This is a genomic window from Aquabacterium sp. TM01 (genome assembly GCF_057808345.1).
On sequence record NZ_AP046529.1, the window covers coordinates 377,831 to 400,386 of the forward strand.

14 protein-coding genes are annotated in these 22,556 nt (G+C 66.0%); 12 read left to right on the top strand and 2 right to left on the bottom strand.

The genetic code is table 11. The annotated features are described in order from the left end of the window. Nucleotides 1-23 precede the first annotated feature (23 nt). The 11 genes from AC3WW4_RS01910 to AC3WW4_RS01960 all read left to right on the top strand — a co-directional run bounded on the left by AC3WW4_RS01910 (nt 24) and on the right by AC3WW4_RS01960 (nt 18,821). Nucleotides 24-956: an electron transfer flavoprotein subunit alpha/FixB family protein gene (locus AC3WW4_RS01910; RefSeq protein WP_488826703.1), complete on the top strand. Its 933-nt coding sequence runs from the start codon at nt 24-26 to the stop codon at nt 954-956. A 108-nt stretch (nt 957-1,064) separates the two neighbouring features. Then, on the top strand, nt 1,065-1,916 hold the full coding sequence (locus tag AC3WW4_RS01915) for a branched-chain amino acid ABC transporter permease (RefSeq protein WP_488826704.1): 852 nt from the start codon (nt 1,065-1,067) through the stop codon (nt 1,914-1,916). A 23-nt stretch (nt 1,917-1,939) separates the two neighbouring features. Beyond that, nucleotides 1,940-2,920, top strand: a complete 981-nt coding sequence (locus AC3WW4_RS01920; RefSeq protein WP_488826705.1) for a branched-chain amino acid ABC transporter permease — start codon at nt 1,940-1,942, stop codon at nt 2,918-2,920. 18 nt (nt 2,921-2,938) lie between these two features. Next, complete coding sequence (locus AC3WW4_RS01925; protein ID WP_488826706.1) at nt 2,939-3,658, top strand: ABC transporter ATP-binding protein; 720 nt, start codon at nt 2,939-2,941, stop codon at nt 3,656-3,658. Beyond that, the gene (locus AC3WW4_RS01930; protein ID WP_488826707.1) at nt 3,655-4,359 is read left to right on the top strand and encodes an ABC transporter ATP-binding protein; all 705 of its coding nucleotides are present in this window, start codon (nt 3,655-3,657) and stop codon (nt 4,357-4,359) included. The genes AC3WW4_RS01925 and AC3WW4_RS01930 overlap by 4 nt, the downstream gene beginning before the upstream one ends. 72 nt (nt 4,360-4,431) lie before the next feature. Continuing rightward, complete coding sequence (locus AC3WW4_RS01935) at nt 4,432-5,613, top strand: ABC transporter substrate-binding protein (protein ID WP_306566742.1); 1,182 nt, start codon at nt 4,432-4,434, stop codon at nt 5,611-5,613. A gap of 610 nt (nt 5,614-6,223) precedes the next feature. Beyond that, on the top strand, nt 6,224-7,747 hold the full coding sequence (locus AC3WW4_RS01940; protein WP_488826708.1) for a TolC family protein: 1,524 nt from the start codon (nt 6,224-6,226) through the stop codon (nt 7,745-7,747). Further along, nucleotides 7,741-8,556: an efflux RND transporter periplasmic adaptor subunit gene (locus AC3WW4_RS01945; protein WP_488826709.1), complete on the top strand. Its 816-nt coding sequence runs from the start codon at nt 7,741-7,743 to the stop codon at nt 8,554-8,556. The genes AC3WW4_RS01940 and AC3WW4_RS01945 overlap by 7 nt, the downstream gene beginning before the upstream one ends. A gap of 25 nt (nt 8,557-8,581) precedes the next feature. Continuing rightward, nucleotides 8,582-15,364, top strand: coding sequence for an Ig-like domain-containing protein (locus tag AC3WW4_RS01950; RefSeq protein WP_488826710.1), 6,783 nt, complete (start codon nt 8,582-8,584; stop codon nt 15,362-15,364). Continuing rightward, nucleotides 15,361-16,710: an efflux RND transporter periplasmic adaptor subunit gene (locus AC3WW4_RS01955; protein ID WP_488826711.1), complete on the top strand. Its 1,350-nt coding sequence runs from the start codon at nt 15,361-15,363 to the stop codon at nt 16,708-16,710. Before AC3WW4_RS01950 ends, AC3WW4_RS01955 begins: the two co-directional genes overlap by 4 nt. Beyond that, on the top strand, nt 16,710-18,821 hold the full coding sequence (locus tag AC3WW4_RS01960) for a secretion protein HylD (protein WP_488826712.1): 2,112 nt from the start codon (nt 16,710-16,712) through the stop codon (nt 18,819-18,821). The genes AC3WW4_RS01955 and AC3WW4_RS01960 overlap by 1 nt, the downstream gene beginning before the upstream one ends. Nucleotides 18,822-18,867: 46 nt before the next feature. On the opposite strand, the gene glpK is transcribed toward AC3WW4_RS01960, so the two are convergent. Both glpK and AC3WW4_RS01970 read right to left on the bottom strand, forming a co-directional pair. Further along, a complete protein-coding gene (gene glpK, locus AC3WW4_RS01965) occupies nt 18,868-20,394 on the bottom strand; it encodes a glycerol kinase GlpK (protein ID WP_488826713.1) in 1,527 nt (508 codons plus the stop codon). A 2-nt stretch (nt 20,395-20,396) separates the two neighbouring features. Then, the gene (locus tag AC3WW4_RS01970; protein ID WP_488826714.1) at nt 20,397-21,179 is read right to left on the bottom strand and encodes a DeoR/GlpR family DNA-binding transcription regulator; all 783 of its coding nucleotides are present in this window, start codon (nt 21,177-21,179) and stop codon (nt 20,397-20,399) included. Nucleotides 21,180-21,363: 184 nt separating this feature from the next. Here AC3WW4_RS01970 and AC3WW4_RS01975 point away from each other — a divergent pair, with 184 nt between their 5' ends. Beyond that, nucleotides 21,364-22,551, top strand: coding sequence for a type IV pilus assembly protein FimV (locus AC3WW4_RS01975; protein WP_488826715.1), 1,188 nt, complete (start codon nt 21,364-21,366; stop codon nt 22,549-22,551). Nucleotides 22,552-22,556: the final 5 nt, after the last annotated feature.

Sequence of the window (22,556 nt, forward strand, 5' to 3'; positions counted from 1 at the left end):
GACCAGCTCAAGAGGAGACACACATGACCGCACTCGTCATTGCCGAACACGACAACGCCTCGCTCAAGGGCGCGACCCTCAACACCGTCACCGCGGCCGCCGCTTGCGGTGGCGACGTTCACGTGCTGGTGGCCGGCCACAACGCCGGTGCCGCAGCGGCCGCCGCCGCTCAGATCGCCGGTGTCACCCAAGTGATCCACGCCGATGGCCCCAGCCTGGCCCAAGGCCTCGCCGAGAATGTGAAGGCTCAGGTCGTGAGCCTGGCCTCCGCCTACAGCCACATCCTGTTCCCCGCCACGGCGGGTGGCAAGAACGTGGCGCCGCGCGTGGCGGCCCGCCTGGACGTGGCCCAGATCAGTGACGTCACCAAGGTGATCTCCGCTGACACCTTCGAGCGCCCGATCTACGCGGGCAACGCCATCGCCACCGTGCAAAGCTTTGACGCCGTGAAGGTGCTGACCGTGCGCACCACCGGCTTTGACGCCGCCGCCGTCACCGGTGGCAGCGCCACCGTGACCACCGTGGACGCCGTGGCCGATTCGGGCCTGAGCACCTTCCAGGGCAGCGAGATCGCCAAGAACGACCGTCCCGAGCTGACCGCCGCCAAGATCATCGTCTCTGGTGGCCGTGCGCTGGGTTCGGCCGACAAGTTCAGCGAGGTGCTCACGCCCCTGGCCGACAAGCTCGGCGCAGCCCTGGGCGCCTCGCGCGCGGCGGTCGACGCGGGCTACGCCCCCAACGACTGGCAAGTGGGGCAGACCGGCAAGATCGTCGCGCCGCAGCTTTACATCGCGGCCGGCATCTCGGGCGCCATCCAGCACCTGGCCGGCATGAAGGATTCGAAGGTGATCGTCGCGATCAACAAGGATACGGAAGCGCCGATCTTCCAGGTGGCCGACTATGGCCTGGTGGCCGACCTCTTCACGGCCGTGCCGGAGCTGACGCAGTCTCTCTGATCCGCTCCCAGCGAGTCCGTCCGGGTGCCCAGACAGGGAACAAGCCTGGAGGGGCCCGCTTCATGTGTGGCGCAATGCCGCACCACCTCCTGACAGGAGACACTCTTTATGTTGACCATCAACCTGTTCAACGGGCTGGTCTATGGCGCCCTGCTCATCGTGATGAGCTCGGGCCTGGCCTTGATCTATGGCCTGCGACGCGTCGTGAACTTCGCGCACGGCGCGCTGTACATGCTCGGGGCCTACCTGGGCTACACCGTCGCTTTGCACAGCAACTTCTGGGTGGCGCTGGTGGCTGCACCGGCCATCATGGCCGTGGTGGGCGTGCTGCTCGACCGCTATGGCTTCCGCCTGCTGCAAGACCGCGAGCCGCTCAACGTGATGCTCGTCACCTTCGGCTTGCTGCTCATCCTGGAAGACCTCGTGGTCGCGATCTGGGGCAAGGGCAACTACTCCATCTTCACGCCCGAGCTGCTCAACTTCTCGGTGAACCTGTTCGGGCATGAACTGCCGGCCTACCGCATGGCCGTGTTGTTCACGGGCATCGCGGTGGCGGTGGGGCTGACGCTGTGGCTGCGCCTCTCGCGCATCGGCCTGTTCGTGCGCGCCGCTTCGACCGAGCCGGTCACCACCTCCATGCAAGGCGTCAACACCGACGTGCTGAGCGCCGGTGTGGTGGGCCTGGGCAGTGCCTTGGCCGGGCTGGCCGGCGTGGTCGCCGGTCCCTTCCTGTCGCTGTCGCCGCACATGAGCTCGGACGTGCTGATCGACTCCTTCGTGGTCGTCGTGATCGGGGGGCTGGGCTCGCTGGCCGGCGCCTTCATCGCCGCCATCCTGCTGGGGATGATGCAGGCCCTGGGCGCCGTCTACCTGCCCGGTGTCTCCGTCCTGCTGCCCTTCCTCTTCATGATCGCCGTGCTGATCTGGAAGCCTTCGGGCCTGATGGGCAGCCGCACCTGATCGACCTGGAGAACCACATGTACATGAGTATGTCTCGCGTCAGCGTCCTGTCGGTGCTGACCCTGATCCTGGGCGTGGGCATCATGACCTTCGTCACCTCCAGCTCGCTGCTGGCGATGTTCACGCAGGCGGTGGTGTATGCCATCTCGGCCTTGGGCGTGGGCTTCCTGCTGCGCCAGAACGGCTTGGTCAGTTTTGGCCACGCCCTGTTCTTCGGGGCGGCCGGCTACGGCATGGGCGTCATCCTGCAGCTGGAATGGATGTCGGCCGAAGTCGCCATCTTTGCGGTGCTCGGTGGCCTGGCGGTGATGGGCTTCCTGATGGGCCTGGTGATCGTGCGCGTGCCCGGCATTGCCTTCGGCATGCTGACCCTGGCCATTGGTCAGATGGCCTATCTGCTGGCCACCCGCGCCACCGGCATGACCGGCGGCACCGATGGCATGAGCGTGGCCTGGCCCAATGAGGTGTTCGGCTTTTCGCAGTCGGTGCTGCTCAAGCCCGCCGTGCTGTTCATGATCGCCTGGGTGCTGATGGTGGTCGTCACCTACATCCTGCTGTGGGTCATCCGCACGCGTTTCGGCGCCATCACCGAAGCCATCCGTGACAACGAGGAGCGCGCCCGCTTCATCGGCATCACCACCACGGTGCCCCGCGCCGCCATCTTCGCCATCTCCGGCGTGGTCACGGGCATCGCGGGCTTGCTGTCCTCGTTCAATACCGGCTTCGTCTCGCCCGAGAACCTGCATTGGAGCGTCTCGGCCATCACCTTGCTGATGGTGGTGGTGGGTGGCTTCAAGCGACCGGTCGGACCCATCGTGGGCGCCATCGTGTACTTCTTGTTCAAGGACCTGCTGGGTGAGTACGCCACACACAGCAATGCCATCTTCGGCGTGGCGCTGATCGCGGTCATCGTGTTCTCGCCCGACGGGATCACCGGTGCCATCGCGCGTGCCTTCAAGGGCAAGAAGCCCGCAGGTGCGGCCCATCAGCCCATCAGCCACTGAGTGCCACAGGAGACACCCATGAGCCAATATGTATTGCAGGCCCAGGATGTGGCCATCCACTACGGTGGCGTCAAGGCGCTGGACGGTGTGGACATGACCCTGGAGAAGGGGCAGATCCGCGGCCTGATCGGCCCCAACGGCGCGGGCAAGTCCACCGTGATCGACGCCATCACCGGTCGTCGTCCGCTGACCCGCGGCAAGGTGACCCTGATGGGTCAGGATGTGAGCCATCTGGGGGCGGTCGAGCGCCGCGCCCGCGGCCTGTCGCGCAGCTTTCAGCGCACCTCGATCTTCCACGGCATGACCGTGCGGGCCCAGGTGGAGCTGGCGTCTTACAAGATGGGCATGCAGAACTCGGCCGAGGATGCCGAGTCCGTGCTCAAGGAGCTGGACCTCGACCGTCTGGGCCACATCGTGGCCGAGGACCTGGGCTATGGCGAACAACGCCGACTGGACCTGGCGCTGGCCCTGGTGGGTCGGCCCCAGGTGCTGATGCTGGACGAGCCGATGGCCGGCCTGTCCGTCAAGGAGTCGCACGATCTGGCCAAGCACCTGCAGGCCTTGACCTCCAAGTGGGAGGTGTCGGTGCTGCTGGTCGAGCACGACATGGACGTGGTGTTTGGCATTTCCGATGTCATCACGGTGTTCGAGCTGGGCCGCGTGATCGCCCAGGGCGCCCCCGCCGAAGTCCGCGCCAACCCGCGCGTCCGTGAAGCCTACCTCGGGAGCACCGCATGACCGCTCTGTTGAACCTCCAAGGCGTCCAGTCCTACTACGGCTCGGCGCACATCCTCCACAGCCTGAGCCTGCATGTGAACGCGGGCGAGCGCGTGGGCCTGATCGGCCGCAACGGCGTGGGCAAGACCACCGTGGTCAACACCATCCTGGGCCTGGCCCAGATGAAGTCGGGCCACATCCACTTCGGCAGCAAGCAGATCACCAAGCCGCGCGCCTACATGGCCGCGCAGCACGGCATCGTCGTGGTGCCGCAGGGGCGCCGCATCATCGCCAACCTGACGGTGGAAGAGAACCTGCAACTGGGCGCTGCCACCGGCCGCAAGGGGCCCTGGACTGTGGCCGAGATCTACAAGCTCTTCCCCATCCTGCAAGAGCGGGCCCACACCTCGGGCACGGCGCTGTCTGGCGGTCAGCAGCAGATGGTGGCGGTGGGGCGCGCTTTGATGGCCAACCCCGATCTGATTCTGCTCGACGAGCCGACCGAAGGCCTGGCCCCGGTGATCGTCGACCAGTTGGCCGACATCTTCAACCAGGTTGCCGACCAGGGCACCGCCCTGCTGCTGATCGAGCAAAACATGAGCCTGGTGGCCCGTGTCGCGCACCGCTACCTGGCCATGGCCAAGGGCGCGGTCGTGGCCGAGGGCAAGGTGGTGAATTCGCGTGAAGGTCTCAAGGACCTGGAAGACCACGTGATGGTGTGAGTTTTTCTGAATGTGGTGAATCGGCGGCCGGACCGACTCCGGCATGACATTGTTTGATTCGAGGAGACCCTGATGAACAAGTACACGAAGATGACCCAGTTGCTGGCCGGTGTGGTGCTGGTCGCCAGCCTGCCGACCGCTGCCCTGGCGCAGGCCAAGGATCCCCTGAAGATTGCTTTGGTGTCGTCCAAGTCGGGCGGCTTCTCCACCATGGGGGCCGACGTCATCACCGGCATCAAGTTCGCGGTCGACGAGGCCAATGCCAAGGGTGGCGTGGACGGCCGCAAGATCGAGCTGGCCGAAGGCGACGACGAAAGCACGCCGGACGCCGGCCGCCGTGCCGCCGAGAAGCTGACCCGCGACGGCTACAAGTTCATCCTCGGCCCGATCACCTCGTCGATCTCACTGGCCATCAGCCAGAACCTGACCCGCTGGGATGCGGCCTTCATTGGCACGATTGCAAAGGCCGACAAGCTGACCGCCGACGCCTGCAACCCCCGCTTCATCCGCACCAACCACTCGGACGCCATGGACCTGGCGATGATCAACCAGTGGGTCAAGGGCATCAAGGGCAACAACTTCGCCATCATGGCCGCCGACTATGTGTGGGGCCAGGACTCGGCCAAGTCCTTTGAAGCCGCTGTGACGGCCCAGGGCAAGAAGGTCAGCCTCAAGCTGTTCGCTCCGCTGGGCACCAAGGACTACGCGCCCTACATCCAGCAGCTCAAGGCCGCGGGCGTGGACGCCATCTGGTTCGCCGACGTCTCGGGCGGTGTCAACTTCGTCAAGCAGGCCAATGACTTCGGTCTGAAGACCCCGCTGATCGGCCACGCGCTGGTGTCCAACTTCATCATCAACGCCACCGGCAAGCTGCTGGACGGCGTGCCCGGCAACGTGGGCTACACGCCTGACGTGAACTCGCCGGCTTCCAAGGCCTTTGCGGCCGCCTTCAAGGCCAAGAATGGTCGCCTGCCCACCGACACCGAAGGCCAGGCCTACAACGGTGCGCTGGTGCTGTTCCAGGGCGTGAAGCTGGCCAAGAGCGTCGAGCCGGAAGCGGTGACCAAGGCCCTGCGCGGTGCCACCGTGGACACGCTGTACGGCAAGGCCACCGTGCGTGCCGCCGACAACCAGATGGTGATCCCGAACTACGTGGCCCGTGTGAAGACCGCCGATGGCGTGCTGCGCCCGGTGATCGAGCAGACCTTCCCCGCATCGATCACGCCGGCCGCTTCGCCGCTGTGCAAGATGTGATCTTTCGGGTGCGTTGAACACGCACCCACCCGCCGGTGCGCCTGGGAGGGTGCACCGTGCATTCAGGTTTCAGAGCGCTTTGGGCAGCCTTCGGGCTGCTTTTTTTTTCTTGTGCCTGGTATTGCTGGCGCAACCGTCAGTATCGACCAAGGTGATCACGCAGCACAGCGGCCCCGATATTCACGACGCCATATCACTGAGCTTAATTACCCCGCCGGGTACCGCGTTGCGGCCCATTATCCCGTGCGAGAAGCAAGGCGCCCATGAATACGTCGACGTACTGCCTACTCAAATTACCCCAAGAGGTATATGAGGTGCGCTGCCCGAGATTGGGAGATGGGCCCCCTTGGCGACCATCCCTGCCCTGAAGCCAGGGTGACCCCTGGCGCATTCCCAGAATTTGGGACATCGGCCAACGATTATCCGAATTTCTGGGTGTCAATAATTCATATATTCCCTGCTGAAAATTCACAAAGGCAGGTGCGTCGTGAAGTCACCATGCAGCTTTGACGATATATTCTGCCAAGCTTTGACGATGTCATATTCGTCAAGAGTTTGAGTTCCCATTTGGGTGCGTGGCACCCGATGGGCGGGCTGATCTGAGCATTTCATGAACCGCATGCATTACTTCAAACTGCTGGCCACCTCGCTGGCTGTCATGACCTTGGCGGGCTGCGCCAACCTCAAGCCAGAGGCTTTGCAAGAAGCTGACATCGTTCAACAGGCCAAGGCCGTCAAAGCCCAGCAGGGCCAGGCGGTGGATCCCATCAACGGGCCCCTCACGCTTGAAGAGGCGATAGCGCGTGCGATCAAGTACAACGCCGAGCGACAGGTACGCGTCATGGAAGAAGCCATGGCCCACGGCACGCTGGACCTGGCCAACTTCGATCTGTTGCCCAAGCTCATGGCCAACGCTGGCTACCGCTCACGCGACTCGGACCTGCTGACCAACCTGCGTGCCGGCCCCAATTCGCCGATCACGCCGGGCACGACGCTCTCTAGCTCACGCTCGGCGCTCACGACCGACCTCAGCTTCACCTGGAGCCTGCTCGATTTTGGCCAGAGCTATTACGCCGCCAAACAAAGTAGCGACCGCGTGCTGATTGCAGGCGAGCGCCGCCGCAAGGCACTGCACAACCTGGTGCAGGACGTGCGCACCGCGTACTGGCGCGTCGTGGCCGCCGAGAAGCTGGGTCAATCGGTGCGCGACACCATGCAAGAGGCCGAAGCCGCACTCAGCGGGTCGGAAGCCGCCGCGTCGTCGGCCATGCGCTCGCCGCTGGAGCCGCTGCGCTACCAACGTCAGTTGCTGGAAAACCTGCGCATGCTCGAACTGGTCGAGCACGAACTGTCGTCGGCCCGGGTTGAGTTGGCCACATTGGCCGCCTTGCCCGTGGGCAGCACCTTCACCGTGGTGGAGCCCCAGGCCCAGATCCACACCCAATGGCTGGACATGAATCCGGCCGACATGGAGTTGCAGGCCCTGGTCAACAACCCGGACATGCGCGAGAGCCTCTACAACGTCCGCATCGCCCGTGACGAAGCCAAAAAGGTCATCGTCAAGATGTTCCCGGGCGTCTCCTTCAGCTACGGCACCAAGAGCACCGACGACGAGTACATCGTCAACCAGCGCTGGACCGAAGCGGGGGCCCAAATCTCGTTCAACCTGCTGGGCATCCTCAGTGCGCCCACTGCCAAGCGCCTGGCCGACATGGGTGTGTCGATGGCCGACCAGCGGCAGGTGGCCACACAGATGGCGGTCATCTCTCAGGTGCACATTGCACGCTTGAATTACGCCAACGCGGCCAAGCAGTACCAGCGCGCCGACAAGATCGCTCGCGTGGACGCCCGAATGGCCGAAGTGGTCGCGGCGCGCGCCAAGGCCGAGGCGCAGTCCCGTCAGGACAGCGTGGCCCAGCAGACCGCCAGCATCCTGTCTTCGCTGCGTCGCTATCAGGCGCTGTCCAACGCACAGGCCGCCGCCTCGCGCCTGCAAGCCACTTTGGGCCTGGAGCCACTGGTGAATGCGACGGAGAACAAGCCTCTGCCCGAGGTGGTGCAAGCGGTACAGCGAAGCCTCGAAACCTGGGAGAAGGCCGAGCTGCCCAAGCTGCCCGGAGGCCTGTCATGGTGACCGCTCTGCGAGCCGGTACGCGCTGGCGTGGCGCGGTGGCGGTCGTGGCCCTGTGCATGGGGGCACACGGCGCTGCCCACTCACAAGCCAAGCCGCCCGTGCCGGCCACGGTCCGCCCCCAGCCTGCTGCGGCCCCGACCGCTTTGCTGGACGCGCGTGAAGTGCGCGGCCAGCTCAGCCCGCGCCGCTACACCACACTGGCGGCCGAGATCCCGGCCAAGGTGCTCAAGGTCTATCCCAAAGAAGGCGGGGCCTTCAAGGCTGGCCAGACCCTGATCACGTTTGACTGCGCGATGCAGCAAAGCCAACTGGACCGGGCGCAAGCCGCCATCCAGGCGGCCAACATCACGCTGGAAGCCAATCAGGAAATGATCAAGCATGCGGCCATCGGCAAGGTGGAGCTGCAGGTCTCGCAAGCGGAAGCCCTGAAAGCCCAAGCCGAGGCCAAGGCCGCCCGAACGGTGGTGAGCAAGTGCAAGGTCATCGCCCCGTTCAGCGGCCGTGTGGCCGAGCAGAAGGTGCGCGAAGAGCAGTTTGTACAGACCGGCCAGGCCCTGCTCGACATCATCGACGACAGCGTGCTGGAGCTCGAGTTCATTGCGCCGTCCAGCTGGCTGCCCACGCTGCGTGGCAAGGGTGCCGTGCGCGTGCGGGTGGATGACACCGGCCAGACCTACAACGCCCGCGTGAGCCGCCTGGGCGCCCGGGTGGACCCCGTCAGCCAGTCCATCAAGGTGACGGCGGTGATCGACGGCCGCCCCGCCGAACTCATGGCCGGCATGAGTGGCCGCATCGCGTTGGCCCAGTGAAGTACCCGCAGGAAACGATTTCGACATGAACAAGCCCACCCGCCACTTCCTGAGCGATTCGCAGCTCGCCCAAGTCCGTCCCATGGCGCTGGAGCAGCGCTTCATGTTCGATGCGGCAGCGGTGTCCGCGGTGACGGATCCGCAGTACACGCCCGAAGCCACTCACACCGATGCGCCTGCGGTCGATGGGGGGCTGGCGAGCTTGGCCGAAGCGGCAGCGGTCGCTGCGCCGGATGGGGTCAAAACGGTGGAGCCGTCGGTGAACGGTGGCCGCAAAGAGGTGGTGTTCGTCGACACCCGTGTGACCGACTACCAGACGCTTCTGGCTGGCCTCGCTTCCTCAGCCGAGTTCGTGCTCATCGGTGCGGGCCAGGACGGCCTGCAGGCCATCGCCGACGCCCTCGCGGGGCGTACCGACATCGACGCCATTCACATCGTCGGACATGGCCTGCAGGGCCAGTTCACGCTGGGCGGCGTCACGTTCGACGCTGCCAGCCTCGACACCCATGCGCAGGTGCTGGCCATCATTGGCGCCAGCCTCAGCGAGTCGGGCGACATCCTGCTGTACGGCTGCGACATCGGCCAGGGTGCGGCTGGCCAGACCTTCATCGACCGGCTGGCGCAGTTGACGCAAGCCGACGTGGCCGCTTCGACGGATGCCACCGGATCCGCCGCCACCGGTGGCAACTGGACTCTCGAAACCTCGACCGGCGGCATCGAAGCCACCCTGCCGTTCTCGACCACGGCGCAGCAGCAGTTCGCAGGCCGCCTGTTCGCGGGGACCCTGAACTTTTCAGGCGCTGACGTGAGCCTCGGAACCGCGGTCAACGACGGCCAAGCCAACTCCTCCGACATCACCGGGGTCACGATCGAGATCTACAGCGCCTATGCTGGCGGCAACACCAGCAATGGGGCCGCGTGGGGCTACTACACCGACCTCTTCATCGACGGCGTGACCTCGGCCGATGAAGGTATCGCCTATGAGTCCGGGAATGGATCACCCTCCATCGTCATCCGCAGCCAGGACCAGGTGGGGTTCTCGTTCACCGGCATCAAGGTGGTGAACTACCTCGGCGCACACTCCAGCCTCCGGTTCGAGGGTTTCCGCGATGACCAGAGTACCGGCTGGGTGACCATCGCGATGGACGGCGACTACATCACCGACATCACGCAGTCCAACGGCCTCACCGCCTCCATCTTCCAGAACGTCGATGAGGTGCGCATCACCGATAGCGGCGGGCAGAACGTGTACGTGGCCATCGACAACATCGGCTTTGCCGATGCCGTGCCTACTGGTAGCAGCATCTCGGGTGCCACCTACAGCGCCAGCACCGGCGTGCTGTCCGTCACCGGCACGAGCATGGTCGCCGGCGACGTCATCGATGTGTCCAAATTGAGTATCACAGGCCAAGGCGGCAGTTACACGCTGACCTCCGCCAACGTCTCAGCCGTCAGCGCCACGGCTTTCTCGGTCACGCTCAACGCCGTAGACAAGCTGGCCATCAACGGCATCCTCAACAAGGACGGCACCAGCGCGGTGAATGCGATGACGTTCAATTTGTCTGCCGCGGCCAATTGGAATGCGACCGGCGCCTCCGGCGCGGACCTCGTGGGCAACGGCATCACTGTTTCCAACGTCATCGCGCCCACCATCACGTCGGCCAGCTATGACGTGACCACCCATGTGCTGACAGTGACCGGCGCCAATCTGGTCAAGACCCTTGGCGCCACCAACGACATCACCGCCAGCAAGCTCACCATCACTGGTGAAGGAGGCGCGACTTACACGCTGGCCACCACGGGCAATGTCGAGATCACTTCCGGCACCAGCTTTTCCATCACGCTGGCCGGTACAGACCGGGCAGCAGTGGAATCGCTGTTCAACAAGAACGGCTCGGCATCCACCAGTGGCACGAGCTACAACCTCGCTGCAGCCGATGACTGGAACAGCGTCATCACCGGCGGCAACATCGACGATGTGACCAATGCCATCACCGTCGCCAACGTCCCTGTACCGGTGATTACCTCGTCCACCTACGACGCAGCCACCGGCACGCTGACGGTAAACGGATCCGGCTTCACCCAAGTAAGTGGCGCCAGCAACGACATCATCGCCAGCAAGTTCACGGTCACTGGCCAGGCTGGCTTGACCTATACCCTGACCGATACGGCAAATGTCGAGATCACCAGCGGCACCAGCTTCACCCTCACGCTCAGCGCCACAGACCGCAATGCATTGCAGGGGGTGCTCAACCGCAACGGTACCAGTTCAACCGGGGGCACCACCTACAACCTGGCCGCTGCAGAGGATTGGTTGGCAGGCGCGGATGCTGCCGTGGTGATTGCTGATATGACGGGCAACGGTATTACCGTCAGCAATGCGAACAGTGCACCTGTAGCGAACAATGACAGTTACTCACTCAACGAAAACAGTTCGTTGACAGGGGGCTCGGTCCTCACCAACGATGCGGATGCCGACGGCAATACCCTCACTGCCTCGCTCGTCTCAGGCCCTGCCCACGGCAGCCTGACGCTCAACGCCAACGGCACATTCAGCTACACCCCGAGCGCCAACTACTACGGCACAGACTCCTTCACCTATCGTGCTCACGATGGATCGGCATACTCGAACGATGCCACCGTCACGCTCACGATCACCGCCGTGAACGATGCACCCGTGCTCACGACATCTGGCGGCAACAGCAGCTTCATCGAGAACGCTGGCGGCAGCGTGATCGACGCCAGCCTGACGCTGAGCGACGTCGACAACGCCACGCTGGCCGGCGCCCGCGTGGCCATCACCGGCAACTTCTCCAGCGGCCAGGACGTACTCGCCTTCGTCAATGACGGCAGCATGGGTAACATCAGCGCCAGCTACGACTCCGGCACCGGAGTTCTCACCCTCACCTCGGCGGGCGCCACCGCCACCCTGGCGCAATGGCAGGCAGCGCTGCGCAGCGTCACCTACAGCAATGGCTCGGACGCCCCCAGCACAGCCGCGCGCACCATCAGTTTCCGCGTCAACGATGGCACTGTCGACAGCGACGTCGCGACCAAAGTGCTCAACGTCACTGCCGTGAACGACGCACCGCAGATCACTGCACCGGCCACCCTGAGCGTGACCGAAGACCAGGCTAGCGTCCTCACCGGCATCAGTTTCAGCGACCCCGACGCAGCTGCCGGTGTCATCACCGCCTCCTTCTCGGTGCCCAGCGGCATGCTGGCCGCCACCAGTAGCGGGGCAGTGACCGTTCTGGGCTCGGGCAGCAGCAGCCTGACGATGACCGGCACCCTGGCCAACGTCAATGCCTTCATCGCCGGCAACAACCTGTCCTTCGCCACTGCGGCCAATGCCACCGCCAACGTGACGCTCACGATCGGCATCGACGACGGCGGCAATACCGGCAGCGGCGGCGCGCAGACCGACAGCCAGACCGTCACCCTGCAGGTCTCCGCGGTCAACGATGCGCCGCTGATCACCGCACCGCCGAGCATCGCCGTCAGCGAGGATGTCAGCAGCGCACTCACCAGCATCAGCTTCGCCGACCCGGATGCCGGTTCAAGTACCGTGACTGCGACCTTCTCAGTGCCGAGCGGCACCCTGAGTGCCACCAGTAGCGGCGCAGTGACCGTGTGGGGCACCAGCAGCGCACTGACCCTCAGCGGCAGCCTGGCCGACCTCAACGCCTTCATCGCCGCCGGCCAGCTCAGTTTCCAGACCGCCGCCAATGCCACCGCCAACGTGGTGCTCTCGATCAGCATCAACGACGGCGGCAACACCGGCAGCGGCGGCGCCCTGACCGACTCCACCACCCTGACCCTGGCAGTCACCGCGGTCAACGATGCCCCGGTCAACAGCCTGCCTGCCGCACAGTCGGTGGATCAGGATGCCAGCCTGGTCTTCAGCAGCGGCAACGGCAACCCGATCAGCATCTCGGATGTGGATGCCGGTGCCGGCATCCTTCAGGTCACGCTCACCGCGTCCAACGGCCTGCTCACCCTGAGCGGCACAGCCGGGCTGAGCTTTGCCAGCGGTGACGGCACGGCAGACGCCAGCATGACTTTCTCGGGCACGCAGGCCGCCATCAATGCCGCGCTGAACGGCATGGCGTTCTCTCCCACTGTGGGCTACCACGGTGCAGCAGCCCTGCATATCATCAGCAACGACCTGGGGCTTTCAGGAACGGGCGGAGCTCAGACCGACATCGATACCATCGCCATCACGGTCAAACAGAGCCCCCATGTGACCAGTATCAATCGCACGGGTGCCACAGCGTTGACCAATGGCAGCAGCGTGGCTTACACCGTGACGTTCAATGAAGCGGTCACGGGCGTGGATGCCAGCGACTTCACCTTGGTGACAACCGGTTCGGCATCCGGCTCGATCACCAGCGTCACGGGCAGTGGCGCCACCTATACCGTCACGGTTCAGTCCTTGTCTGGCGATGGCACGCTGCGCTTGGACCTGAACAGCACCGGCACCGGGATCCAGAACGCAGGCACACAGCCTGTGAGCAGCGGGTATACCAGCGGGCAGAGCTACACGCTGGACACGACGGCGCCCACAGCGCCAGCTGGCCTGGACATGACGGCGGCCTCTGATTCAGGCCTCAGCAGCACCGACAACATTACCAACATCGCCATGCCGACCATCACCGGTACGGCGGAGCCCGGCGGCACAGTGACCTTGTACGACACCGATGGCACGACCGTGTTGGGCGCGGCGACGGTCGATGGCTCGGGCAACTGGAGCATCACCTCCAGCGCGCTCGGTGCGGGGGGGCACACCTTGACCGCCAAGGTGACGGACGCGGCCGGCAATGTCAGCGTTGCCTCCAGCGCGCTCACCCTGACCATCGATACCACCGCACCTGCCACGCCGGTGGCACCGACCCTCAACCCGGCCAGCGACAGCGGCAACTCCAGCAGCGACAATCTGACCCGCGTGACCACGCCGACCTTCACCGGCACCGCCGAAAGCGGCAGCCTGGTCACGCTGTACGACACCGACGGCACCACCGTGCTCGGCACGGCAACGGCCACCGGCGGTGTGTGGAGCATCACCAGCAGCACGTTGGCCGAAGGCAGCCACAGCGTGACGGCCAAGGCGACGGATGCGGCCGGCAACATCAGCGTTGCCTCCAGCGCGCTCACCTTGACCATCGACACCATGGCGCCGGCCATCCCGGCGGCACCGACGCTCCACGCCGCTAGCGACAGCGGCAACTCCAGCAGCGACAATCTGACCCGCGTGACCACGCCGACCTTCACCGGCACCGCCGAAAGCGGCAGCCTGGTCACGCTGTACGACACCGACGGCACCACCGTGCTCGGCACGGCAACGGCCACCGGCGGTGTGTGGAGCATCACCAGCAGCACGTTGGCCGAAGGCAGCCACAGCGTGACGGTCAAGGCGACGGATGCGGCCGGCAACATCAGCGTTGCCTCCAGCGCGCTCACCTTGACCATCGACACCACGGCGCCGGCCATCCCGGCGGCACCGACGCTCCACGCCGCTAGCGACAGCGGCAACTCCAGCAGCGACAATCTGACCCGCGTGACCACGCCGACCTTCACCGGCACCGCCGAAAGCGGCAGCCTGGTCACGCTGTACGACACCGACGGCACCACCGTGCTGGGCACGGCAACGGCCATCGGCGGTGTGTGGAGCATCACCAGCAGCACGTTGGCCGAAGGCAGCCACAGCTTGACGGTCAAGGCGACGGATGCGGCCGGCAACACGAGCCCGGCCTCCACAGGATTGGTCGTCACCATCGACGTCACGGCACCGACGGCAATCGCCCTGAGCGCCAGCAGCGTGATGGATGTGGCCACGGGCACCAACACCACGGTGGCGTCCCTGTCGTCCCTGGACAGCCAGGCCGTCAGCTATGCCCTGGTGGCAGGCAACGGCACGAACGACGCCGACAACGCCCGCTTTGTGTTGGCCGGCGGGGTGCTGCAGAGCCGCGCACAGCTGGCGGCCGGGTCTTACAACATCCGCGTGAGTGCGGCCGATGCGGCCGGCAATGTCAGTTATCAGGACTTTGTCGTGACGGTCAATTCCCCACCGGTCCCGGTGCTCTCCTCGGAGGCGCCTGCAGGCTTGGCAGGGGGGGCGGCCCTCAGCCCTTCGGCGCAAACGCCGACGGCTACGGAGGGCGGTGAGGCTCAGGCACCCGGTTTGAGCTTCCTGTCCAGTGGCACGGTCCAGGCCATCCCGGGGTTTGCGGCGGACATGGCCGCGTTGAACGGTGCGTCACTTTGGGTGCCCGAGTCTGTGGCGACAACGTCGTCACCGGCCGCGGTGCGCTTGGGAATGGACGGCTCCGCCGGTTCGACAGGGGCGGGCCTGCGTGCCTTGGTGCCCACCCACGAGGTGGTGATCGAACGCGGCGAACAGCTCACCTTCACGTTGCCAGAAGGCAGCTTTGGGCACAGCGATGCGGCCGCCCTGGTGACTTTGTCTGCCCGTCTGGCCGATGGTCGCCCGCTGCCCGGTTACCTGCACTTCGATCCAGCCACGGGAACCTTCACATTTGACGAGGAGGTCGACGAGCGCGTCAAGCAGTTGAAGGTGGTCATCACGGCGGTGGATGACAAGGGGCAGACAGCCAGCATCACCGTGGTGATCAAGCTCAAGGACAAAGCGCGCCACGCTAGCGCGGTCGAGCAGCCGGTCAAGTTGGGTCGAATGGCGCTGTCCGAGCAGATCCGCCTGGCCGACAGGCCCGCAGGCACCCTGGCCGACTTGGCTGCGCTGAGCAAGGCGTTTGCCGCGAGCCACGCCGAGCGTGGGCGCGCATGAGCACGGAGACCCCGCCCGCCAATCCCTTGCTGTCGCTGGTAGGCCTGGGCCAGAAGGCCCGGCAGGCGGAGAGCCTGGACGAGTTGGGCTTTTTGCTGGTCAACGATTCCACTGCGCTCTCGGGATACCGGCAAGCCCTGCTGTGGTGGCAGGCTCAGGGTGTGAGCCATCTGTCGGGTGTGATCATGCCCGAGCGGCACAGTCCCTTCATGCAGTGGGCTGGCCGGCTGTGTGAACACCTGTCGGGCAAGCCCGATCTGGCGTTCCAGACGCTGTCTGTCCAGGACTTGCCTGAGGCCTTGCAAGAGGGTTGGGGGCGCTGGATGCCGGCCCAGGTCTGGTGGATGCCTTTGGGGCTGGGCCTGTCTGGCGGGCTGCTGGTGGCCGACGATGCGCTGGACACACACCGCCTGCCTTTGTGGCAGGAGTGGGTGGCGGTGTGGTCGCTGGCGGCCGACCGCCTGCGCAGGGTGGCGTCCCAATCGGTCATGGGCGCCGTGCGCCACTGGTTTCAGCAACAAAGGCCGCAGCGTGGCTGGCCCAGGTCGCGCAGCCTGTGGGCGCTGGTCTTGCTCTTGCTGGTGCTGCTGTGTCCCGTGCGCCTGACCGTGGTGGGGGAGGGGGAACTGGTGCCGCGCGAACCCTTGGTGGTGCGCGCGCCGCTGGACGGGGTGATTCACGAGTTCCATGTCTCGCCCAACCAGCTTGTCAAGGCGGGAGAGGCCTTGTTCAGCTACGACAACGAGGTGGTGCGCAGCCGCTTGATGGTGGCGCAGCAGAGTCTGGCCGCGGCTCAGGCCGAGTACCGCCAGACGGCGCAGGCCGCGCTCACGGACGCGCGGGCCAAGTTTCAGCTCGCCAGTCTGGTGGGCAAGGTGCAAGAGAGAGAGACCGAGCTTCGGTTTCTGACTGAGCAGGTCAACCGCACCACGGTGACCGCGCCACAAGCCGGCGTGGTGCTGTTCAATGACGTGTCCGAGTGGATCGGCAAGCCGGTGCAAACGGGCGAGCGCGTGGTGCGCATGGCCGACCCCGCCGATGTAGAGCTGGAAGTGTGGGTGAATCTGGCCGATGCCGTGCCCCTCAAGGCGGGCGATGAGGCCAAGTTGTTTCTGGCCGCCAGTCCGCTCGATACGCTGGACGCGAAGCTGCGCTGGTTGGGTTACGAGGCCCAAGCTCGCCCTGACGGCACCTTCGCCTATCGGATGCGGGCCAGCCTGACCGGTCCGTCGGCGTTCAGGGTGGGGGCCAAGGGTGTGGCGCGGGTGTCTGCGGGGCGGGTGCCGTTGGTCTACTGGCTGCTGCGCAAGCCCTTGGCCGTGATTCGCGGGCACTTGTTGATCTGATGAACCCGCAAGCTATGTTGCCGGAGCTGCGGCAAGAGTTGGAGCTGATCGAAGGCGGCGTCGGTGCCGGGGGCAGCCCCAGCTGGCTGATCCACGACCCCGTACGCAATCAGTATTTCAATCTGGACTGGGTGAGCTTTGAGCTGCTGCGCAGCTGGGGCCAGGTTTCCCCAGCTGCGTTGCTGGAACAGGTGCGTCAGCGCGGCCGTGTGCATGTGAGCGAGGCCGATCTGGATCATCTGGTCCAGTTTCTGAACCGGCATCAGCTGTTGCAGGTGGCCGCCGGGGCCGCAGGCCTGATGGCCCGCAGCCGGGCACAGATGGCGGGCTCCTGGTGGGCCTGGCTGCTGCACAACTACCTGTTTTTCAGGGTGCCCTTGATCAGGCCCGATGCCTTCTTGAACCAGACCCAGCGCTGGACAGGTTGGGTGTACTCACGTGGGTTTGCGTGGCTGACCCTGCTGGCTGGCGTGATGGGGCTGCTGGGTGTGATCCGTCAGTGGGAGGGGTTCACGCACACGCTGGTGGACTTCTTCAGCTGGCAGGGACTGTTGGCGTATGGGCTGACCTTGGCCTGCGTGAAAGTGCTGCATGAGTTTGGCCATGCCTACACCGCCAAGCGCTTTGGCAGCCAGGTGCCAACCATGGGGCTGGCATTTTTGGTGATGTGGCCGGTGCTCTACACCGACACGAACGATGTGTGGCGGCTCAAGGATCACCGCCAGCGGCTGGCGGTATCCAGTGCCGGGGTGCTGACCGAGTTGGGGGTGGCGCTGTGGGCCACGTTCCTGTGGGTGCTGGTGCCAGACGGCATGCTGCGCAGCATGCTGTTCCTGCTGTCGACCACCACCTGGGTGTCCACGGTGCTGATCAACGTGAGCCCGTTCATGCGCTTTGACGGCTATTTCATCTTGATGGACTGGCTGCAGTTCCCGAACCTGCATGGGCGATCGTTTGCGCTCGCCCGCTGGCACTTGCGCAAGGTGATGCTGGGGCTGCACGATCCGGTGCCCGAGTCGTTTGCGCCCCGGCAGCAGGCCTGCCTGATCGCGTTTGCGTGGGCGACCTGGCTGTACCGCTTGGTCCTGTTTTTGGGCATCGCGGTGCTTGTCTACCAGTTCTTCATCAAGCTGGTGGGCATCTTGCTGTTCGTGGTGGAAATCGTCTGGTTCGTGGCCAAGCCTTTGGCGGCTGAACTGGGCGTGTGGCGTGCGCGGTGGGGCGATGTGGTGCCCAAGCGGCGCACGTTGCTGCTGGGCGCGTTGGCCGGGGTGTTCATGCTGATGGGCGTGCTGCCCGTCCCGGGGCGCGTGGTGGCCTCCGCGGTGGTGGTGCCACAGCAGTTGCATGCGGTGTATGCGCCCAAGGGGGCGATGCTGCTGTCTGGTGGGCACGAGAGAGACCGTGCCCAAGACCATCCGCTCTTTGTGTTCGATGCGCCGCAACTCACGTCACAAAGCGAGGCCAATGAAGCGCGGCAAGCCTCAGCGCAATGGCAATCGGGTGTGGCCACGATGAACCCCGAGATGCTGGGTCAGTGGGCATCGCTCACGGCGCAAAGCGGGGTGACCACGGCCGAGGGAATGGTGATCCGCTCGGACCTGAGCAATTACCGAGTGACGGCCCCGTTTGAGGGGCAGTTGCATGTGATGGACCCGGATCTGAAGCCGGGCCAGTGGCTGCTCCACAGCGAAAAGCTGGGCGTGCTGGTGGGGCGCGGTGGCGTGCGGGTCGTGGCTTATGTGCGGGATGTGGATGTGCGGCGCCTGCAGGCCGGGCGCAGTGCTGTCTTCGTGCCGGACAGCGGGGTCGGGCCGACGCTCCGCCTGAAGGTCGACAAGATTCACTCCGACCGGGTGCGCACGCTGGCCGAGCCAGAACTGGCGTCCCACTTTGGTGGCAGTGTGATGGTGCGAGAACAGAAAGGCCAGTTCTTCCCGGAAGGGGCCTACTACCGCGTCGAGTTCATGCCACGCGATGAGCAGGATGCAGAGCACCTCAACACGTTCAAATGGCGGGGGCGTGTGTACGTCTCTTCCAGTGCCGAGCCGTTGTTGGCCCCGCTGCTGAGGACCGGATTGTCGGTCTTCATCCGGGAAGCGGGGTTCTGAGCCCGGGGTGGCATGAGCCGTTGACCACGGACCGCACCGGATGAGCTCAGCGCGTGCAGGCCTGGCGCACCGCATGCGCCCACTCGGCCATGCGGGCATCCGCCTCGTCGCGCGAGAGTTGCGGCTCGAAGGTGCGCTCGACGCGCCACTGCCGACCGATCACCTCGGTGTCGGCATAGACGCCGGTGCTCAGGCCCGCCAGGTAGGACGCGCCCAGCGCCGTGGTCTCCACGACCTGGGGGCGCACCACCGGGATGCCCAGCAGGTCGGCCTGGAACTGCATCAGCAGGTTGTTGACGCAGGCGCCGCCATCGACCCGCAGCTCATGCAGGGCGCAACAGCCCGAGGCCACGGCATCGCGGCTCATGGCCTGCAGCAGCGCCGCGCTCTGAAACGCGATCGACTCCAGTGCGGCCCGCGCAATGTGGGCCACGGTGCTGCCGCGCGTCAAGCCCACGATGGCGCCGCGTGCCTCGCCGTCCCAATAGGGCGCGCCCAGCCCGGTAAAGGCGGGCACGAACATCACGCCGCCGCTGTCGGGCACGCTCTCGGCCAGGCTCTGCGCCTCGCTGGCCGTGCGCATCACGCGCAGGCCGTCACGCAGCCACTGCACCACCGCGCCGCCGATGAACACGCTGCCCTCCAGCGCATACGCGCGTTGGCCGGGCAGCTGCGCGGCCACCGTGCTCAGCAGGCCGTTGGCCGAGGGCTGGGTCTGGGCGCCGGTGTGCATCAGCATGAAGCAGCCGGTGCCGTAGGTGTTTTTGGCCATGCCGGCCTGAAAGCCTGCCTGACCGAAGAGCGCCGCCTGCTGGTCGCCGGCGATGCCGCCAATGGGCAGGGCGCCGAGCCCGGCGAGGAAGTCGCCACTGCCCCAGATGCCAGGCTGCGCCTCGCCGTAGACATGGCTGGATGGGTGAACCTGCGGCAGCACCTCGCGCGGGATGTCCATCAGGCGCAGCAGCTCGTCGTCCCAGTCTTGCGTGTGGATGTTCAAGAGCATGGTGCGCGAGGCATTGCTCACATCGGTGGCGTGCACCGTGCCACCGGTCAGGTTCCACAGCAGCCAGCTGTCCACGGTGCCAAAGGCCAGCTCGCCACGTTGGGCAGCAGCCCGCGCCCCGTCAATGTGGTCAAGCAGCCATTGCAGCTTGCTGCCGGAAAAATACGGATCGATGACCAGTCCGGTCTTGGCGCGGATCGTGTCGGCCAGGCCCTGCTCGCGCCAGCGGGCACATTGGGCTTCGGTGCGGCGGTCTTGCCAGACGATGGCCGGGCCCACCGGCTGGCCCGTGTCGCGGCGCCACAGCACCGTGGTCTCACGCTGGTTGGTGATGCCCAGCGCGTAGACCTCGCTGAGGTCGCGCCCCTGGTTACGCAGCTGCGCCAGCGCGGCGTGGGCGGTGTCGCGCTGCGAGGTCCACAGTTCCATCGGGTCGTGCTCGACCCAGCCAGGGTGCGGGTAGTGCTGGCGGGTTTCGAGCTGGGCGCTGGCCAGGATGTGGCCGTGCTCGTCGAACACGATGCTGCGGGAGCTGGAGGTGCCCTGGTCCAGGGCGAGGATGAGGGCCATGGTCAGGAGGCGATGGTCAGGGCCACGCCCCATTCGTGCAGCAGCTGCGGGAAGGGGGCCGGGGGCAGGGCTTCGGTGAACACCCGCTTCATGTCCTGCAGGTGGCCCACCTTGGCCAGCGCGGGCTGGCTGAACTTGCTGACGTCGGCCACCAGCCAGGTCTCGCGGGCCTGGGCCACCATGGCCTGGGCCGCAGGCAGCTCGCGCAGGTCGCGGTCGCGCAAGGTGCCGTCCGGGTCGATGCCCAGGGCGGTCACGATGCAGATGTCCACCTTGAACTGCTGCAGGTAGGCCACGGTGCTGTCGCCTTCGAGCGCGCTGTCGCGCCCGCGCAGCATGCCGCCGGCCACGTGCACCTTGCAGTCAGGGTGCTCGCTGAGCAGGCCGGCCACGTGCAGGTTGTCGGTGATGACCTGCAGGCCGGATTTTTTCAGCAGCTCGCGGGCCACGGCCTCGACCGTGGTGCCCACGCCCATCATCAGGCTGCTGCCGTCGGGGATGGCGGCGGCCACCGACCGGGCGATGCGCGCCTTGGCATCGGCCTGCACGGCCTGTCGCTCTTTCCAGGCGGCCACGGTGGGCGCTTCACGCGGCAGGCTCACCCCGCCATGAAAGCGCAGCAGCAGCCCGGCATCGGCCAGACGCTGCACGTCGCGGCGCACGGTCTGCATCGTCACGTCCAGGCGCTGCGCGAGCCGCTCCACCGACACGGCCCCGCGCGCCCGCACCTCATCGAGCAGGGCCTGCTGCCGCGGGTTGGGGCTCCAGGGAGTGGCAGAGGGCATGGGGGATCTCCAAGGCGCGCCACAGGGCGCATGCAAGACGTCTCAACGAAGTGATTGCAACATAAAAGATGCCAAGCGCGCCAGTTGTCGTGCCGATGCGATCACCGGATTTGCGCGGCTGTTGCGGCCAACCCCTTCGTGCTAGAGTCAAAACACAAATCCTTACAGCAGGGTCCGACACAAGATGAAGCAGTGGAAACAGGTTTCCGCGGTAGCCGCTGCGGCCATGGCGTTGGCCTCGGGGGGGGCGCAGGCTCTGGGCCTGGGCGTGCCGAACAGCCGGGCCATTCTGGGCGAATCCTTGCGCATGAGCATTCCGCTGGAGCTGGAGGTGGGTGAGGACACCGACGATGGCTGTCCGCAAGCCGAGGTGTTTTACGGCGACAGCCGGCTCGACGCGGGCAAGGTGATCTTGGGCGTCTCGCCGCAGACGGGGCGCCACCGGGTGGTGACCGTGCGCGCCATCCAGCCCATCAACGAGCCCTTGATCGAGGTGAGCCTCACCTATGGCTGCGGCGCGCGCCTGTCGCGCAAGTTCACTGTGTTCGCCAGCCCGCCCGAGTTCGTGCCCACCGTGGTGCTGAGCCCGGCCACCACGTCGGTGGGGACCGAGGGCGACGGCGGGCGCGCACGCGCGGGCGATGCGGCGCTGTCGGTCACCACCGCGCCGCGGGCCGCCACCCGCCCTTCCGCTGTGGCGCGAGACTCGGAGGCGGCGCCCCGCGCGATACGGCCGGTGCCGGTGCGTCGCGTGTCGCCGGCTCCCGCCCCGCGCCCCAAAGCCCCTCCCGTCTTGCCTGCGCCGCCTGTGCGAGCGGCTGAACCGGTGCTGGAGCCGACTGCGGCGCCAGCGCCCGCTGCAGTGCCCGCCTCGGTCCCGGCTCCTGCGGCCAAGCCCGCGTCCGCGCCCGCGGCACCGGCCACCAAGGCCTCGTCCGTGGTGCTGCGTCCGCCGCAGCCCAAGCCGGCACCGGTGTCACGCCTGGTACTCGACCCGGTCACGCCGGTGATGGCGCCCTTGCCGGGCGCTGGGGTCAGCGGGGCCGCGTCCGGGGTGCAGCCCAATCTGGTCAGCTCCCAGGCCGGCTCGGACCTGGACCGCCTGCAGGCCCAGATGGCCCAGGACCGGCAGCGTCTGGACGAGATGGAAAAACTGGTCACCCAGTTGCGCCAGGAGGCCTTGCGGGCCCCGGGCGCCGCCTCCGGGGTGGGGCTGGAGCGGCCGATCGGGCTGATCGACGCGCGTCACCCGGTCTGGCTGGTGGGGGTCTCGGGCGTTGCGGCGCTCTCGCTGCTGTTCAGCGGCTACCTGTTCCTGCGCCTGCGCCGGCAGGAGCAAGCCCGTGCCTGGTGGACCGACGGCGGCCGTTGAACCCG